Annotated in this window: 21 protein-coding genes; 9 read left to right on the top strand and 12 right to left on the bottom strand. The window is 67.6% G+C overall.

Features of this window, described 5'->3' with window-relative positions; all coding sequences use genetic code 11:
* Window positions 1-17: 17 nt before the first annotated feature.
* From DDT93_RS20095 to DDT93_RS20085, 3 genes are read right to left on the bottom strand one after another with little or no spacing between them, the layout of a single operon-like run.
* On the bottom strand, window positions 18-470 hold the full coding sequence (locus DDT93_RS20095) for a DUF6173 family protein (protein WP_109467681.1): 453 nt from the start codon (window positions 468-470) through the stop codon (window positions 18-20).
* Window positions 460-1521, bottom strand: coding sequence for an MBL fold metallo-hydrolase (locus DDT93_RS20090; protein ID WP_232825515.1), 1062 nt, complete (start codon window positions 1519-1521; stop codon window positions 460-462). The genes DDT93_RS20095 and DDT93_RS20090 overlap by 11 nt, the downstream gene beginning before the upstream one ends.
* A 4-nt stretch (window positions 1522-1525) precedes the next feature.
* Window positions 1526-3238, bottom strand: coding sequence for an acyl-CoA dehydrogenase (locus DDT93_RS20085; RefSeq protein WP_109467680.1), 1713 nt, complete (start codon window positions 3236-3238; stop codon window positions 1526-1528).
* Window positions 3239-3369: 131 nt separating this feature from the next.
* Between DDT93_RS20085 and DDT93_RS20080 the strand changes: the two genes are divergently transcribed.
* Window positions 3370-4317, top strand: coding sequence for an L-threonylcarbamoyladenylate synthase (locus tag DDT93_RS20080; RefSeq protein WP_109467679.1), 948 nt, complete (start codon window positions 3370-3372; stop codon window positions 4315-4317).
* 2 nt (window positions 4318-4319) lie between these two features.
* On the opposite strand, the gene DDT93_RS20075 is transcribed toward DDT93_RS20080, so the two are convergent.
* Complete coding sequence (locus DDT93_RS20075) at window positions 4320-4877, bottom strand: YqgE/AlgH family protein (RefSeq protein ID WP_109467678.1); 558 nt, start codon at window positions 4875-4877, stop codon at window positions 4320-4322.
* 165 nt (window positions 4878-5042) lie between these two features.
* Between DDT93_RS20075 and DDT93_RS20070 the strand changes: the two genes are divergently transcribed.
* Window positions 5043-5852 (top strand): protein-disulfide reductase DsbD domain-containing protein, encoded by an 810-nt coding sequence (locus DDT93_RS20070; RefSeq protein ID WP_109467677.1) that lies wholly within the window; start codon window positions 5043-5045, stop codon window positions 5850-5852.
* A gap of 7 nt (window positions 5853-5859) precedes the next feature.
* Complete coding sequence (locus tag DDT93_RS20065; protein WP_109467676.1) at window positions 5860-6291, top strand: NUDIX hydrolase; 432 nt, start codon at window positions 5860-5862, stop codon at window positions 6289-6291.
* A gap of 4 nt (window positions 6292-6295) precedes the next feature.
* Here DDT93_RS20065 and moaB read toward each other — a convergent pair whose 3' ends face one another.
* Genes moaB through DDT93_RS20045 form a run of 4 tightly spaced genes read right to left on the bottom strand, consistent with a single transcriptional unit; the run spans window position 6296 to window position 8855 of the window.
* A complete protein-coding gene (moaB, locus tag DDT93_RS20060; RefSeq protein ID WP_109467675.1) occupies window positions 6296-6838 on the bottom strand; it encodes a molybdenum cofactor biosynthesis protein B in 543 nt (180 codons plus the stop codon).
* Window positions 6838-7458 (bottom strand): LysE family translocator, encoded by a 621-nt coding sequence (locus tag DDT93_RS20055; protein ID WP_109467674.1) that lies wholly within the window; start codon window positions 7456-7458, stop codon window positions 6838-6840. The genes moaB and DDT93_RS20055 overlap by 1 nt, the downstream gene beginning before the upstream one ends.
* Window positions 7455-8054, bottom strand: a complete 600-nt coding sequence (locus tag DDT93_RS20050; RefSeq protein WP_109467673.1) for a metallophosphoesterase family protein — start codon at window positions 8052-8054, stop codon at window positions 7455-7457. Before DDT93_RS20050 ends, DDT93_RS20055 begins: the two co-directional genes overlap by 4 nt.
* Before the next feature lie 30 nt (window positions 8055-8084).
* Window positions 8085-8855 (bottom strand): uracil-DNA glycosylase, encoded by a 771-nt coding sequence (locus tag DDT93_RS20045; RefSeq protein WP_109467672.1) that lies wholly within the window; start codon window positions 8853-8855, stop codon window positions 8085-8087.
* Window positions 8856-8911: 56 nt separating this feature from the next.
* On the opposite strand from DDT93_RS20045, the gene DDT93_RS20040 reads away from it, so the two are divergent.
* The 6 genes from DDT93_RS20040 (at window position 8912) to plsY (ending at window position 13383) form a co-directional block, all read left to right on the top strand.
* Window positions 8912-9505, top strand: coding sequence for a hypothetical protein (locus DDT93_RS20040; RefSeq protein ID WP_109467671.1), 594 nt, complete (start codon window positions 8912-8914; stop codon window positions 9503-9505).
* Between the two features lie 85 nt (window positions 9506-9590).
* Entirely contained in the window at window positions 9591-10532 is a 942-nt protein-coding gene (locus tag DDT93_RS20035; RefSeq protein WP_109467670.1) for an aspartate carbamoyltransferase catalytic subunit, read from the top strand.
* Window positions 10529-11062 carry a hypothetical protein gene (locus DDT93_RS20030; RefSeq protein ID WP_109467669.1) on the top strand — a complete coding sequence of 178 codons (534 nt, stop codon included), beginning with the start codon at window positions 10529-10531 and terminating at the stop codon, window positions 11060-11062. The genes DDT93_RS20035 and DDT93_RS20030 overlap by 4 nt, the downstream gene beginning before the upstream one ends.
* On the top strand, window positions 11059-11493 hold the full coding sequence (locus tag DDT93_RS20025; protein ID WP_232825514.1) for a hypothetical protein: 435 nt from the start codon (window positions 11059-11061) through the stop codon (window positions 11491-11493). Before DDT93_RS20030 ends, DDT93_RS20025 begins: the two co-directional genes overlap by 4 nt.
* The gene (gene pyrC, locus DDT93_RS20020; RefSeq protein ID WP_109467667.1) at window positions 11477-12778 is read left to right on the top strand and encodes a dihydroorotase; all 1302 of its coding nucleotides are present in this window, start codon (window positions 11477-11479) and stop codon (window positions 12776-12778) included. The genes DDT93_RS20025 and pyrC overlap by 17 nt, the downstream gene beginning before the upstream one ends.
* On the top strand, window positions 12778-13383 hold the full coding sequence (plsY, locus tag DDT93_RS20015) for a glycerol-3-phosphate 1-O-acyltransferase PlsY (RefSeq protein WP_109467666.1): 606 nt from the start codon (window positions 12778-12780) through the stop codon (window positions 13381-13383). Before pyrC ends, plsY begins: the two co-directional genes overlap by 1 nt.
* A 139-nt stretch (window positions 13384-13522) precedes the next feature.
* Here plsY and DDT93_RS20010 read toward each other — a convergent pair whose 3' ends face one another.
* The 4 genes from DDT93_RS20010 to DDT93_RS19995 all read right to left on the bottom strand — a co-directional run bounded on the left by DDT93_RS20010 (window position 13523) and on the right by DDT93_RS19995 (window position 16598).
* Window positions 13523-13768, bottom strand: coding sequence for a hypothetical protein (locus tag DDT93_RS20010; RefSeq protein WP_109467665.1), 246 nt, complete (start codon window positions 13766-13768; stop codon window positions 13523-13525).
* A 139-nt stretch (window positions 13769-13907) separates the two neighbouring features.
* Window positions 13908-15278 (bottom strand): glutamate--cysteine ligase, encoded by a 1371-nt coding sequence (locus DDT93_RS20005; protein WP_109467664.1) that lies wholly within the window; start codon window positions 15276-15278, stop codon window positions 13908-13910.
* A gap of 61 nt (window positions 15279-15339) precedes the next feature.
* Window positions 15340-15867, bottom strand: a complete 528-nt coding sequence (locus DDT93_RS20000; protein ID WP_109467663.1) for a hypothetical protein — start codon at window positions 15865-15867, stop codon at window positions 15340-15342.
* Window positions 15864-16598, bottom strand: coding sequence for a 16S rRNA (uracil(1498)-N(3))-methyltransferase (locus tag DDT93_RS19995; protein WP_109467662.1), 735 nt, complete (start codon window positions 16596-16598; stop codon window positions 15864-15866). The genes DDT93_RS20000 and DDT93_RS19995 overlap by 4 nt, the downstream gene beginning before the upstream one ends.
* Window positions 16599-16605: the final 7 nt, after the last annotated feature.

The raw sequence follows: 16605 nt of genomic DNA, 5'->3' as shown, positions 1-16605 counted from the left end.
TTTCGTGTCTGCCCTGCTCAGTCCTGTTCGAGCTGCTCGGCGAGGCGGAACCCGATCCGGTTGGCCGGCTTGCTCTCGGTGGGCTTGGCCACCGCGCGCAGCAGAACGTTCAGCTGGCTGACATGCTGGATCTGCTGGGTGCGCGCGCCGCTGTCGTCCGTGCCGTAGAAGGTCACGATATCGGGATCGAAGTAGCCGATCCCCTCGATCCGCAGAACCCCGGCATCGCCGCCGGTGAAGCCCATCGCGACCTCGTGCTCGCTGTCGAGCTGCTCTTCGAAATTGCGGATATAGAGGATCAGCCGTTCATAGGCCCACTGGGCCGCGCTCTTCCGGTTAACCGGCTTCCTCAGCGCCTCGGGCACATGGTCCAGCCCGGCACAGCTGTCCGGGTCGGCGTGGGCCTCGCGCAGGCGCGGCAGCACCTCCGCCTCGAGCGCCTCGGCACTCGTGTCAATCTCACCGTTCATCCTGCTCCTCCCGGCGCCGGTACATCCAGGCGCCGTCTTCGCGCCGGGTCCGTTCGACCAGCCCCTGGTGGTAGAGATGGTTCACATGCGCCACCGCTTCAACCAGCGCGAGCCCGTATTCGCCGGAGCCGATCCGCCGCTTGAACAGGGTCGGAAAGCAATCAGCGGCGCAGCGCGGTTCGTCGAGGAACTTGAGAAGGCGCGTGAGGGCGCCGTGGTGGTTGTCGATCAGCTGTCTCAGCCGGGTCGGCAGGCCCGTGAACGGCAGCTTGTGGCCGCCGAGAACAAGGTGGTCGGTCCCGGCCAGCGGCACGAAACGCTCGCAGGCTTCCAGCCAGCCCGCCAGCGGGTCGGCCATCGGCTCGGTCGCGTAGACCCCGATGTTGGGGCTGATCGACGGCAGGATCTGGTCGCCCGAGATCACGAGGTTGTCGTCGCGGCTCCAGAAGGTCGCGTGTTCCGGCGCGTGGCCGTTGCCGATGTGGATGTCCCAGGTCCGGCCGCCCATGCGGATGGTGTCGCCCTGCTGGATCCGGGTGAACCCCAGCGGCATGGCATAGGCGATGTCGGAGTAGTTGAAGGGCTTCTCCGTCGCGCGCTGGTTCAGGATCTCGGGGTCCATGCCCGCGCCGCGCCAGAACTCGAGTGTTTCCGGTGGCGGGGTCTGCTGGTTGTCGAGCCAGAGCATCCGGGCAAAGAGCCACGAGGTCCGGGTCGAGATCAGCTCGGACCCGTGCACCGACTGGAACCATCCGACGTTGCCCATGTGATCCGGGTGGTGGTGGGTCATGATCACCCGATGCACCGGCTTGCCGCCCAGCGGCCCCTCCATCACCTCGGTCAGGATGCCCCGCGTGGTGTTCGACCCGAAGCCGGTGTCGATCAGTGTCCAGCCATCGCCGTCATCCAGCGCATAGATGTTCACGTGATCGAGCTTCATCGGCAGCGGCAGCCGGATCCACAGGATTCCGGGCGCCACCTCGATTGCCTTGCCCTGCTCCGGGGGCTCGCCCCACGGATAACGCAGGGTTGCCGGTCCCTCCCCGTCCACGGCGTCAGGCCGCCAGATCGTCGAGCGACAGGCCGTAGAGCCCCTTGGCCCCGGCCTCGGCGTGGGCCAGCAGACCGACGTGCTCGGGGAGCAGGCGGGTGATGTAGAACCGTGCGAGCGCCTCGCGCGCGCCACCGGGTTCCGCCAGCGCCGCCGAGAGGTGGAAGTGGCCGCCCAGAACCCGCGCAAAGGCGTTCAGGTAGGGCACGGCCCCGGCGAAGCGGTCGTTCATGTCGGTGCGGGAGGTCAGCCATTCGGTCGCCTCGCGCAGGGACTCGGTGGCCTCCCACACGGCCTCGGCAAGGTCAGGCAGCTTGTCGCGCGCCTTCTCGGCCTGCGCCTGCATCTCATCGATCAGGTTCGATGCGGCCTCGCCGCCGTCCATCATCTTGCGGCCGACGAGGTCCATCGCCTGGATCCCATTGGTGCCCTCGTAGATCGCCGTCACCCGCACGTCGCGGTAGTATTGCGCCGCGCCGGTCTCTTCGATGAAGCCCATCCCGCCGTGCACCTGGACGCCGGTCTCGGAGACGCGGATGCCGGTCTCGGTGCCGAAGCTCTTGGCAATGGGCGTGAGGAAGGCGGCGCGCGCCGCCCAGTCGGCCTGACCCGTTGCGGTCTGCATGTCGATGGCCACGGCGCAGGACAGCAGGATCGAACGGGCCGCGAAAAGCTCGGCCTTCATGGTGGTCAGCATACGCCGGACATCGGCATGGTCGGCAATGGTGCCGCCAGTGCCCTCGGGCGTCCGGCCCTGTTTGCGGTCCAGAGCATAGGCCAGCGCGTGCTGGTAGGCGCCTTCGGCGACACCCACGCCCTGCCCGCCCACACCCAGACGCGCATTGTTCATCATGGTGAACATGGCCGCCATGCCGCCGTGCTCCTTGCCGACGAGCCAGCCGGTCGCGCCGTCGTACTGCATCACGCAGGTCGGCGAGCCGTGCAGGCCCATCTTGTGCTCGAGCGACACCACCTTGAGGCTGTTGGCCTTGCCGGGGTTGCCGTCGGCATCGGGGATGTACTTCGGCACGATGAACAGGCTGATGCCCTTGGTGCCCGGCACACCGTCGGGCAGCCGCGCGAGAACGAGGTGGCAGACGTTCTCGGCGAAATCGTTGTCGCCCCAGCTGATGAAGATCTTCTGACCCGAGATCGCGTAGGTCCCATCGCCGTTCGGCTCTGCCTTTGATGACAGCGCCCCGACGTCCGACCCGGCCTGCGGTTCGGTCAGGTTCATGGTGCCGGACCATTCTCCCGAGACAAGCTTGGGCAGGTAGAGTTCCTTGATCGCGTCGCCGCCGTGATGGTCGAGCGCCTCGATCTGGCCCATGCTCATCAGCGGCGCAAGTTCCAGCGAGAGACAGGCGGAGGACATCATCTCGTTGACCGAGGTCAGCATGGTGATGGGCAGGCCCATGCCACCGGCGTCTTCCGGCGCGCTGATCCCGATCCAGCCGCCCTCGGCGATGGCCTTCCAGCCTTCGGCAAAGCCGGGCGAGGTGCGCACGACACCGTTTTCCAGCCGCGCGGGCTGAAGGTCGCCGTTGCGTTGCAGCGGGTACATGATCTCTTCGCACATCTTCCCGGCTTCGCTGAGAATGGCGCTGACGGTGTCGCTGCTGGCTTCGGAGAACCGATCCGTGGCCGAAACACGGTCGAACCCGACGATGTTCTGCAGGATGAATTCGTGATCGGTGACGGGGGCACGATAAGGCATGATGCAAATCTCACGTTTGCTGGCGTTAGTCTGCGGGCTTGGAATCTCTCCTCCCCGCCTTTATGGAACGGATGTCACGCCTATTGCAATTTATCCCTCCCCCACAAGCAACCGGAACGCCGCGTCACGCCATGACAGCACCGACCGCCGAAATCCTTTCGCCAGACAGCACCGGGCTGGCACGGGCCGCCGCGCTGCTTGCCGAAGGCGGGCTGGTCGCCTTCCCGACCGAGACGGTTTACGGGCTGGGTGCCGATGCGCGTAACGGAACGGCGGTGGCCGGGATCTACGAGGCCAAGGGGCGGCCGAGCTTCAATCCGCTGATCGTGCATGTGGCCGATGTCGAGGCCGCGCGCCGCTATGTCGAATGGTCCGATCTGGCCGACCGGCTGGCCGGAGCCTTCTGGCCCGGTCCGCTGACGCTGGTATTGCCGTTGCGCGAGGGGCACGGGATCTCGCCGCTGGTCACCGCCGGACTCGACACGCTGGCGGTGCGGGTGCCCGAGCATCCGACGGCGCATGCCCTCCTCGCGGCCTTCGGTGGCCCGGTCGCGGCGCCTTCGGCCAATCCGTCCGGTCGTATCAGTTCGACCACGGCGGGTCACGTCCTCGCCGGGCTTGGGGATCGTATTGCCGCTGTCGTCGATGACGGGCCGACCCCGGTCGGGGTGGAATCCACCATTCTGGGCCTTGCCCCGGTGCCCACACTGCTGCGTCCCGGCGGGCTGCCCGCCGAAGCGATCGAGGCGATGCTGGGCGAACCCCTGCAGGGTCTGACCGAGGGCGGTCCGCTGACCGCGCCGGGCCAGATGACATCGCATTATGCCCCCGCCGCGCAGGTCCGGCTGAATGCTGAGGCACCTAACGAGGGCGAACTCTACCTCGGGTTCGGACCGATGAAGGCCGATCTGAACCTGTCCGAGAGCGGGGACCTCAGAGAGGCTGCGGCCAACCTCTTCGGCCACCTGCACGCCCTCGACGCGCGCGCCCTGCCGATTGCGGTCGCCCCGGTGCCGAACCGTGGGCTCGGCGTTGCGATCAACGACCGGCTTCGCCGCGCCGCCGCGCCGCGCGACTGATCTCAGGCGCGGCCCGCGCTGGCCGAGAGCGACAGCGGATCGACGCCCAGCGAGGCCAGCGCCGCCCCCCATTTCTGTTCGTCCTCGAGGTCGTAGACCAGGTGTTCGTCGGCCTCGGCGGTGAGCCAGCCGTTCATCGCGATCTCGGATTCAAGCTGCCCCGGTCCCCAACCGGCATAGCCGAGCATCATCAGCAGCTTCTTCGGGCCGGTGCCCGCGGCGATCTGTTCGAGGATGTCGAGCGTGGCGGTCATGCAGAACCCCTCGCCCACGCTCAGGGACTGCGGCGAGGCCGGGCTCTCGGTGCTGTGCAGCACGAATCCGCGCGCGCCCTCCACGGGACCGCCGAAATAAACCGGCGCATCCTCGTCCTCGGCGACTTTCGGGGTGATTTCGAGCTGGGTCAGCAGATCGCTGATCCGCACGTCCGAGGCGGGCTTGTTCACGATCAGGCCCATCGCCCCGTTGGCATCGTGGTTGCAGAGGTACACGACCGAATGCTCGAACCGCAGATCTCCCATTCCGGGCATCGAGATCAGAAGTTTTCCGGTCAGATCCATCGCAGGTCGGAGCTCCTTGTCTTTCGGTCCGCAGCGCGCATGAGTTCAACATGGGCCGCGACGGGCCGGACCGCAAGGGATAGCTCGGCACCACCCGGACGGCTGTAACCTGCGTTGACCGCAACGTGACTTGGCTTTCCGGCGCGAGTTGCGCAACAAGTTCGCATGAACGTATTCCACGCAGCCATCGCGGCCGTTGCCCTGCTTGCCCCCGTACCGGCGGCATGGGCGCAGGCCCAGACAGCCGAACTGGTGCAGGTCGAGGTCCTCGAGGGCGGCATGACCGCGCGCGGCACCTACCTTGCGGCCCTGTCCTTCACCCTTGCCGATGGCTGGAAGACCTATTGGCGCGCGCCGGGCGATGCGGGCATCCCACCCGAGTTCACCTGGCGCGGATCGCGCAACGTCGCTGCGACGAACCTGACATGGCCGACGCCCATCGTCTTCGATCAGGGCGGATTGCGCAGCATCGGCTACAAGCACAGCCTCGTCCTGCCCATCGAGATCACGCCGCGCGACAAGGGGGACAAGATCCGCCTGAAGGGCGAGGTCGAGCTGGGTGTATGCAGCGATATCTGTGTTCCCGCGACGCTGCGCTTCGACCGCGACCTCGACACCGGCGCGGGCCACAATCCCCTGATCGCGGCAGCGCTGGCAGAACGCCCGCTGTCGGCCAAGGAGGCGGGACTGCGCTCGGCAAGTTGCGCCCTGCGGCCCGGCGACGGCGGCCTGCGGCTGACGGTGACCTTCGCCCTGCCCCCGACCGGCGGCACCGAACTGGTGGTGATCGAGCCCGGCGTGCCGGAGGTCTGGGCATCGGAGGCCGAATCCCACCGGCAGGGCGACGTGCTGACCGCCTCGGCAGATCTGACCTCGGTCGATGGCAGCCCGATCGGCCTCGACCGGTCGGCCATCCGATTCACCGTCCTCGGGACGAAGCACGCGGTTGACATCCGGGGCTGCACCGCCTCCTGATCGGGCCATGACACCCGTTCCACGTCTCGGCGCGATTGCCGTCGTCCTTCACAACGATCACGTCCTGCTGGCGCGGCGCAGGAACCCGCCTGACGCCGGGCTCTGGGGCTATCCGGGCGGGCATGTGGAATGGGGCGAAACAGCCCTCGACGCGGCGGCGCGGGAATTGCAGGAAGAGACCGGCGTGATTGCAAGGCCGCGCGACTACCTGACCAACATCGACATTCTGATCGGCGACGAGGCGGGCGGCACGGGTATCCATTTCCTGCTCGCCGCCGTGGCCTGCGACTATGTCGAGGGCACGCCCTCTGCCGCCGACGATGTGGCCGAGGCGCGATGGGTGGCGTTTGACGAGGTCGAGGCAGGGCACCTGCCGATGAGCGATCGGGTCGCCGAGGTGCTGCACCTCGCCCGCGCTGGCCGGGGCGTGGCGCGATAGACGGCTACTTGCGGCGCTTGTGCTCGTCGAGGCGCGGGGAGATCTCGACGAAGTTGCAGGGCCGGTGCCGGAAATCGAGCTGGAGCGAGAGGATCTCGTCCCAGGCGTCCTTGCAGGCACCGGGGCTGCCGGGCAGCGCGAAGAGGTAGGTACCGCCCGCCACGCCGCCCGTGGCGCGCGACTGTACCGCGCTGGTCCCGATCTTGTTCATCGAAACGATGGTGAAGACCGTGCCGAAGGCGTCGATCTCCTTCTCGTAGACATCGCGGTGCGCCTCGACCGTTACATCGCGCCCGGTCAGGCCGGTGCCGCCGGTCGAGATGACCACGTCGATCTCCGGGTCGGCGACCCAGGCCCGCAACTGCGCCGCGATCTCGGCCCGTTCGTCCGGCAGGATCTTGCGATCGGCCAGCAGGTGCCCGGCGGCCTCGATGCGGTCGACCAGCACCTGACCCGAACGGTCCTCCTCCAGCGACCGGGTGTCCGAGACGGTCAGCACCGCGATACGGACGGGGATGAACTCGCGGCTCTCGTCGATCCGTGACATCAGGAGGCCCTTTCGAGAAAGGCGAGCCGCAGCGCGAGGCCCGCGAAAATCACACCGCTGATCCGGCCCAGCCAAGTGCGCGCGGGGCCGGAGGAGGCAAGGCGGCGCCCGGCGCCACCGGCGAAGAGGCCGACCAGCCCGTTGATGACGAAGCCGCCGATGGCCAGCACCAGACCGAAGATCAGGAACTGCGGCAGCACCGCGTGGGCGGGGTCCACGAATTGCGGAATGAAGGCGAGGACGAAGAGGATCACCTTGGGGTTCGAGAGGTTGACGAAGAACCCCGAGCGGAATGCGCGGCGGGGCGCGATCGGCAGGGTCTCGTCCGCCTCGGCCTGTGCACGGAACGCGCCCCAGGCGAGGTACAGCAGGTAGGCCACGCCGACCCAGCGGATCACGTCGAACAGCCAGGGCATCGCCTGCATCGCGGCGCCAAGGCCAAGCCCGGCGACGGTGACATGCACCAGCGACCCGGCCGAGATACCGGCGCTGGCGGCCAGTGCCGCGCGACCGCCCGAGCGCAGCCCCTGCCCAAGGCAGAACATCATGTCGGCCCCCGGGGTGAGGTTGAGGGCGAGGGCCGCCGGGATGAAGGCAAGCAGGACGAAGGGATCAATCATGGCGTGATCTCGAACCAGTTGGGGACGGGGCCAAGGTTGACCACCTCGGTCGCACCGATCCGGCCCCGCACGCCCCAGCAATCGTGGATATGACCGCAGAGGGCAAGCCTTGGCTGGATCCGTTCGATGGCGGCGCGGATGGCGTGCGAGCCGAGCGAGACACCTTGGGACGTAACATCCGCCAGCCCATGCGGCGGCGAATGCAGCACGAGGATGTCGGTGCTCTCGCAGTCCGCCAACATGCGCTCGGCGTCATCCTCGCTCAGATCGCAGGACCACTGGCCGAACGGTGTCTCGGGCACCGCGTTGCCAAGGCCGAAGAACCGCAGCCCCCCGATCTCGGCGGCCCCGCCGTGCAGCACCTGCATTCCGGGGAGAGCGGCCGCACGAAGCTCGTCCTCGCTCTCGGCGTTACCCGGCACCAGCAGCATCGGGGCCTCGACCCCGGCGAAGAGCGCCATAGCCTCGTCCAGCCTCTGCCGCATGTTGCAGAAATCTCCGGCGCCGATCACGAGATCGGCCTCGCCACTGGCCGCGACGAGCGCGCTGGCCTTGTCGCGCGAAAGGTGGAGGTCGGAAAAGGCGAGTATCTTCATCTGGAGGGTTCCGGGGGTATCAGCCGTCGCTCAGTGGACGTCATTCAGCTTGGCGCGCAGTTCGAGGAGGTCAGCCCAGGCCCTGCGCTTTTCGGCGGGCTGCCGCAGCAGGTAGGCCGGGTGGAACATCGGCAGGACCGGACGGTTCCAGGCCTGTGTCCAGTTCCCCCTGAGGCGCGTGATGCCGCGCTTGCCCAGCACCGCCTCGCAGCTGACGTTGCCCATCAGGACGATGACGTCGGGCGCGGCCAGTTCGACGTGGCGCGCGAGGAACGGCTTCATCATCGCGATCTCTTCGGGCTTGGGCTCGCGGTTCTGCGGCGGCCGCCACGGCAGGACGTTGGTGATGTAGACGCTCTCGCTGCGGCTGAGGTCGATGGCGCCCAGCATCCGGTCGAGCAGCTGCCCTGCACGTCCGACGAATGGACGGCCCTCGCGGTCCTCGTCGCGGCCCGGCGCCTCGCCGATCACCATCAGCCGCGCCCCGGCCACGCCGTCGCAGAAGACGGTGTTGCGGGCACCCTTCTTGAGATCGCAGTGATCGAAGGACTCCATCGCGGCGCGCAGCGCGTCGAGCGAGCCGGCGCTCTTCGCCGCGGCTTTGGCCTCGGCCACTGGGTCGACCTCGGGCTCGGCCACCGGCACGGGCATCGCCATCGACGCCTTCGCGGCCTTGGTGGGCGAGGTTTCGGGCAATTCGTAACGGTTCAGCGGCGCGTCGCAGATCGCCTCGTCCGCGCCGAGGTCGACCTGCCATTCGAGCCAGGCCAGTGCCGTGTGAAATTCGAGTGCTGATTCCATGCTTTGCGCAGCCTAGGTTCTGGACAAGAGGCTTTCCAGAGCCAACTCTTGGAGGGATGACACAGCCGGACGAAACCACGCACTGCCATCGCCACGCGAGTCGGGGCGCGGTGGCTTTCGTCCTGTGGGTCGCGATGGCGCTGGCTTTCGCGCAGATGGGCGTGGCGCAGACCACCCTGCCCGGCCTGAAACCCCAGCCGAACCTGCTGGACCGGGGCAGTTCCGATAACCTGTTCAAGCCCGGCGGCGTGCGCGACATCCTGCGGAAACCGCCCGAGCCGCGCGTGATCGCCCCCACCCCGCCCGTGACCCTGCCGCCGGTCGAGGTGCCCGAGATCAAGTTTCCCTCGGTCGAACGAACCCGGCCCACCCTCAGGGCGCAGGACCGCAAGGGGCCGCTCTGCGTCGACGGCTCCGACAGCTGCCTGCCGCCGACCGAGCCGACGCGCTGCGAGAGCGGCGCGCTCTGCCAGCCGGGGTTTCGCTGCTCCGAGGGCGGCGGCTGCATTCCCCGCGCGGCGGTGGACTGCGGCAAAGGCCGTTACTGTGCGCCCGGCAACATGTGCAGCGTGGATGCGGAGTGCGTGCCCGAGGTGCGCCCGAGAGCGCGGACGGATGAGGCATCCGACAGCGCGGACCCGCTGGAGTGACAGCACAACGCCCCCGGCCCCAAGGCGCGGGTTGAAGACGAGCCGAACTGGTGTAATAAGCAGGCAATTTCCGACGAGGTGCCCCATGAGCTTTTCCCATCGCCATCTTCTGGGAATCGAACATCTCGCCCCGACAGATATCGTGACGATCCTCGATCTCGCCGATACCTATGCCGAGTTGAACCGGAGGCCGAACAAGCATTCCGACGCGCTGGCCGGCCTGACCCAGATCAACATGTTCTTCGAGAACTCGACCCGCACGCAGGCCAGCTTCGAACTGGCGGGCAAGCGGCTGGGCGCGGACGTGATGAACATGTCGATGCAGACCTCGAGCGTGAAGAAGGGCGAGACGCTGATCGACACCGCGATGACGCTGAACGCGATGCACCCCGATCTGCTGGTCGTGCGGCATCCGTCCTCGGGGGCGGTGGACCTGCTGGCGCAGAAGGTGAACTGCGCCGTGCTGAACGCGGGCGACGGCAAGCATGAACACCCGACGCAGGCTTTGCTGGACGCGCTGACGATCCGCCGGGCCAAGGGTCGCCTGCACCGCCTGAACGTGGCGATCTGCGGCGACATCGCGCATTCGCGCGTGGCCCGCTCCAACATCCTGCTGCTGGGCAAGATGGAGAACCGCATCCGCCTGATCGGCCCCCCGACCCTGATGCCCTCGGGCATCGGCGAGTTCGGCGTCGAGGTCTACGAGGACATGAACGAGGGTCTGAAGGACGTCGATGTGGTGATGATGCTGCGCCTCCAGAAGGAACGGATGGACGGCGGCTTCATCCCCTCGGAGCGCGAGTACTACCACCGCTACGGTCTGGACGCCGAGAAGCTGGCCAAGGCTGCGCCCGACGCCATCGTGATGCACCCGGGGCCGATGAACCGGGGCGTCGAGATCGACGGCACCATCGCCGACGACATCAACCGGTCGGTGATCCAGGACCAGGTCGAGATGGGGGTGGCCGTCCGCATGGCCGCCATGGACCTGCTGGCCCGCAACCTGAGGGAACGGAGCGCCGCGTGACCGCCCAGGAGGTCATACCCAAGGGCGAGTCGCACGTCGTGCGCCTGTTCTCGCTCGACATGCCGCGCGAGCAGGTGCGGTTCCTGCGGGAAGAACCCGCAGCGATAGCCGACATACTTGGCGTCGCGGCGATCGACCCAGCCCATGTCGACATCATCCGCATATCCGACCTCGATGACCTCGGTCTGACAGGCTACCTGACGGACGGCTGCGGCGTCCCCGAGACCGAGATCGCGCCCGACCTCGACCGGCTAAAGGCGCTGGACGGGCACGCGATGGTGGTGCTCAGCCGGGCCTTTGGCGAAGGCGGGCAGCACCTGCACCCCTCACCCAAGGTCGAGCTGGTCGCCACTTACGGGCAACCGGGCACCGACTGGAGCGGCGGCACGCTTACCGCCGAGAGCGCCCTGCCCCGCACCGGCAAGGTGCCGCCCCGACAGGCCCGCGCCGAGGCGCGCCGCATCGGTGGCGCGCTCTTCGCGGTGTTCATGGTCCTGATCCTGCTGGTCGTCGGAGTGCTGATATGGTGAGCGCCCCTCCCCTGCGGTTCCGGGCCGACAACGCGGCCTACTTCAACAGCCATCTCAAGGTGGCTGCCGTGGCCATGGCGGGAGCGATGGGCGCCCTCTGGGTGATCGGCGACCCCAACGTCTGGGCCGGTGCCGTGGCCGGGCTGGCCGCCATCGCCTTTCGCGGCTGGTTTCTTGCCGCCGAGGAACTGCAGGCCGTCTGGGAGATCCGGGGCGACGAGTTGCTGGGGCCCGGCGACCGTCACGTCCCGCTCTGCCAGATCGAACGGACCCGCACGCTCGGCAGCTTTGTGCAGGTCATCACACAGGCCGGCGACAAGCACCTGATCAAGTACCAGGCGGACCCCGCCGCCACCATCGCCGCCCTGCGCCGTGCGCAGGCGGTCAGCGCCATTCCCGCAAGGACCCGACCCAATGACCACGCTGTTTGACAATGCCCGCCTGATCGACCCGGAGGCCGGGACCGAGGACATCGGTGCGCTGCTGGTCCGCGACGGGCTCATCCTCGGCACCGGTCCGGACGGCGCCGCGCTGCTGGCCACCGAAGGGCTCGACCGCGCCACGGTCGAAGTCGTGGACTGCCGCGGCAAGTGTCTGGCCCCCGGGATCGTCGATATCGGCGTGAAGGTCTGCGAACCGGGCGAGCGCCACAAGGAGAGCTATCGCTCGGCGGGCCTCGCCGCCGCGGCGGGGGGCGTCACCACCATGGCGACCCGGCCCGACACCATGCCCTCCATCGACACGCCCGAGGTGCTGGAATTCGTCCGCCGCCGCGCCAATGCGGCGGGTCCCGTGCACGTGCTGCCGATGGCGGCGCTGACCAAGGGCCGCGAAGGCCGCGAGATGACCGAAATCGGCTTTCTCATGGACGCGGGCGCGGTCGCCTTTACTGATTGCGACCACGTGGTGCGCGACACCAAGGTGTTTTCCCGCGCGCTGACCTACGCGCGCAGCTGCGGCGCGCTGGTCATCGCCCACCCGCAGGAGCCGGGCCTCTCCGCAGGTGCCGCCGCCACCTCGGGCAAATTCGCCTCGCTGCGCGGCCTTCCGGCGGTTTCGCCGATGGCCGAGCGCATGGGCCTTGACCGTGACATCGCGCTGATCGAGATGACCGGCGCGCGCTACCACGCCGACCAGATCACCACTGCCCGCGCCCTACCGGCGCTGGAGCGGGCCAAGGCCAACGGCCTCGACATCACGGCGGGGGTTTCGATCCACCATCTGACGCTGAACGAATTCGACGTGGCCGACTACCGCACCTTCTTCAAGGTCAAGCCGCCGCTGCGCTCGGAGGACGACCGGCAGGCGGTGATCGAGGCCGTGGCCTCGGGGCTGATCGACGTGATCTGCTCGATGCACACACCCCAGGACGAGGAAAGCAAGCGCCGCCCCTTCGAGGAGGCCGCGAGCGGCGCGGTGGCGCTGGAGACGCTGTTGCCCGCCGCGATGCGCCTCTATCACTCCGGCCAGCTGAGCCTGCCGCAACTGTTCCGCGCGATGTCGCTGAACCCGGCCCGGCGCCTTGGCCTTTCGGCCGGCCGGCTCACTGCCGGCGCGTCCGCCGACCTCGTGCTGTTCGATCCGGATACGCCCTTCGTGCTCGATCGCTACACTCTGCACTCGAAATCGCAGAACACCCCTTTCGATGGGGCCCGGATGCAGGGCAAGGTGCTGGCGACCTACGTGGCCGGCGAGGCCGTATTCCGGAGAGACTGATGCCGACCTTCGACACTTCCCTTCCGATGCTGCTGCTCTGGGCCGTCGTCGGCTATGGCCTCGGCTCGATCGCCTCGGGCATGATCATCGCCCGTGTCATGAACCTTGGCGACCTGCGCAGCATCGGGTCGGGCAACATCGGCGCCACCAACGTTCTGCGCACCGGCAACCGCAAGGCGGCCGCGCTGACGCTGGTCTTCGACGCGCTGAAGGGCGTGATCGCGGTCCTGCTGGCCCGGGCGGTATCAGGCGAGGACGCCGCGCAGGTCGCGGCCTTCTTCGCCTTCCTCGGCCACTGCTTCCCGGTCTGGCTCGGCTTCAAGGGCGGCAAGGGCGTCGCCACCTTCCTCGGGGTCTGGCTGGCGCTGGCATGGCCCGTGGGGCTGGCCTGCTGCGCGACATGGTTGGTGAGCGCCCTGATCACGCGGATTTCCTCGCTGAGCGCCCTCGTCGCTGCGGCCAGTTCCACGATCTGGGCCTTCTTCCTCGGCTATGGCCAGACCGCGCTGCTTGGCATCCTCCTGACCCTGCTCGTCTACTGGCGGCACAGCGCCAACATCGCGCGGATCAAGGCCGGGACCGAACCGAAGATCGGCGCGAAGTAGTCCTTTCAGGTCTGGCGATCAGGTAAAGTCACGGAAAGACCGCAAGGCGGCCCTGACACGAGTGTCCGGGACTGACGCCAATAGACCAGTTTCATGGGCGGAACCGGGTCAGTGCCCGGTTCCGCCCGTTGTTACAGGCTCAGCGCCGTTCCAGTGCCTCGGCGGTGCGCTTGGTGTTGTGGTAGATGCCCAGAACCATGTAGAGCATCCCGCCCGTGAGGATCACGTAGAGAGCGCCCCCGATCAGCAGGCCGATCGCGGAGATGAAGCCGCCGGGCTGACCCGAGAACATGAGACCGAGTGCGCCGATGACAACCATGATCCCCATAAGGATGACGATGACTGCCACCAGTTTCTCGAACGAGCTGATAAAGAAATCGCGCATAGAAAGTTCCTCCTGTCGCAAATGAGCAGATGCTGACGCATAAGCCCCTATTCGGACAAGAGGATCCTGCGGGTGAGCCCGCGGCGCGGTAAACTCTTTCCGGTTGTGGCACCGTGGCGCCACAACCCGTAGGCGCAAATCAGTAGCTGTATTGGCCGTAGATGCGGCTCAGGTCGCCGTTCCAGTCGCCGTTGTAGTGGTCGAGCAGCTCGTCGGCGGGAACCTTGCCGGTGTCGAGGCTCTCTTTCAGGGCGTTCAGGAAATGGGTCTCGTCCGGGACCATGCCGCCGGCCCCCTGTCGCGCACGGGCCTTGAGACCCGCTTCGGAGATCGCGACCACCTCGCGGGCAAGCTCGTGCATGTCGATGCCGTTGACCTTGGCCTGAAGCGCCTGCTCCGAGGCCGCGACCCGCAGGGCCTCGCGCGTCGGTGCGTCCCAGCGCTTGACGAGGTCCCATGCCGCGTCGAGCGAGGATTGGTCGTACATCAGGCCGACCCAGAAGGCTGGCAGCGCGCAGAGTCGGCGCCACGGGCCGCCATCGGCCCCGCGCATCTCGATGAACTTCTTCACCCGTGCTTCGGGGAAGAGCGTGGTCAGGTGGTCCGCCCAGTCGCTCAGCGTCGGGGTCTCGCCCGGCAGCGCCGGGAGATCGCCGTTCATGAAATCGCGGAAGGACTGGCCCAGCGCGTTGATGTAACGACCGTCGCGGTAGACGAAGTACATCGGCACATCGAGGGCGTATTCCACCCAGCGCTCGAAGCCGAAACCCTTCTCGAAGACGAAGGGCACCATGCCGGTCCGGTCGGCGTCGAGGTCGCGCCAGACCCGGCTGCGCCAGGACTTCATCCCGTTGGGCTTGCCTTCGAAGAAAGGCGAATTGGCAAAGAGCGCAGTGGCGACCGGCTGAAGGGCGATGGCGACGCGCATCTTCTGGACCATGTCCTTCTCCGAGGAGAAGTCGAGGTTCACCTGCACGGTGCAGGTCCGGCGCATCATGGTGCGGCCCATGGTGCCGACCTTCTGCATGTAGCCGTCCATCAGCTTGTAACGGCCCTTGGGCATCATCGGCATGTCGTCGTGCGACCAGACCGGCGCGGCCCCGAGCCCGATGAAGCCGACGCCGACCTTGTCGGCCACGTCCTTCACCTCGCGCAGGTGATCGTTCACCTCGTCGCAGGTCTCGTGGATCGTTTCCACCGGCGCACCGGAGAGTTCGAGTTGACCGCCCGGCTCAAGAGAAACGTTGGCGCCGTTCTTGGTCAGACCGATGAGCTTGCCGGATTCCGTGACGGGCGACCAGCCGTGGACATCGCGCAGCCCTTCCAGCACCGCCAGAACCGATCGCTTGCCTTCGTAGGGAATGGGCTGGAGCGTATCCTTGCAGTAGCCGAACTTCTCGTGCTCGGTACCGATGCGCCAATCCGACTTGGGCTTGCAGCCGGAGGCGAGGTATTCGGCCAGTTGTTCGTGCCGTTCGATCGGTCCGCCGCCGGACTGGGGGATGGACATGGGGAGGCGCTCCGTTCCTGAAGATCTTGGCGGCCAGAAGTGAGGGGATTTGGCCGGGGTGTCAATGCAGCCTTTGGTTCGTCGGACGCATCGGTGTCCGCTCCCAGATCACGACAGGGTGAGACGATTTTCCCTGCAGTTGCGCCAGCATGCGCTCGGTCTTCAGGCCCGGCAGGGTCGAGAAGACGTCGAACAGGGCATCGGACCCCGCTGCGTTGATCGGAATCTGCAGCGGCGGCTGCCCCGGCTGGGTCAGCACCCAGTGCGCCGGACGGGCTGTCGGATCAAGGGTGAGACGCTCCAGTTCGCGCGCCGCGACGGCACCGCCGGTCAGCGGGCCGAAATAGGTGATCTGCCCTTCGTCGACGGTGACGACGCCGGGGCCGTTGCTGCTGCTGCGGAAGCGGGCGCGCTGGACACCGATGACGACGAGCGCGATGCCGAGGACGAAGACGCCCCAGCCGACGAGGCCCAGCAGGCCGCGAGGGCCGGTGATCCACGACAACCCTACCAACGCGATCACCACGCCGGTCAGCGCCTCGCGCCAGCGGTAGAGGGCCACGCGGGCCGCTGGTCGGATAAAGCTCATCGCCAGTCTCCCAGATGCGCCTGCCAGAGCGTCAGCGCGGCAACCGCGGCAGTCTCGGCGCGCAGGATGCGGGGGCCGAGCCCGATGGTCCGGGCAAACGGCAGGGCCGAGAGCCGCTTGCGCTCCGCCTCGGAAAACCCGCCCTCGGGACCGATAAGGATGGCCCAGCCGCCGGTTCCGCGCTCGGCCTCGAACAGGGACGCCAGCGCGTCAGACCCGGCGGCGCCCTCGTCGCAGAACAGCAGCTGCCGCCCCTCGGGCCAGTCGGCAAGCAAACGGTCGAGCCGGTGCAGGTCGGCCACCTCGGGCACGACGGTGGCTCCACATTGCTCGGCCGCCTCGACCGCGTTGGCCTGCAGACGGTCCTGCCGCACCCGTTCGGAATTGGTGAAATCGGTCTGCACGGGAACGATCCGCGCGGCGCCCAGTTCGACGGCCTTCTCGACGATGAAGTCGGTCCGGGCCTTCTTGACCGGGGCGAACAGCAGCCAGAGGTCGGGCGGCGAGCGCAGCGGCGCGGTCTGTTCCAGCACGGCAAGGCTGCCGCCCCGCTTGCCCGCGTCCGAGACCTCGGCAAGCCATTCGCCGTCCTGCCCGTTGAACAGCAGGAGGTGCGCCCCCTCGGTCAGCCGCATCACCCCGAACAGGTAATGCGCCTGCTCGCGGCTCAAAGGAACCGTTTGCCCCTGCCCCAGAGGGTGATCTACACAGAGCCTGATCTTCGCAGTCATGGAACGG

Source organism: Albibacillus kandeliae, assembly GCF_003116585.1.
GTDB classification, from domain to species: Bacteria; Pseudomonadota; Alphaproteobacteria; order Rhodobacterales; family Rhodobacteraceae; genus Albibacillus; species Albibacillus kandeliae.
This window is presented reverse-complemented; position numbering and strand designations above follow the sequence as displayed.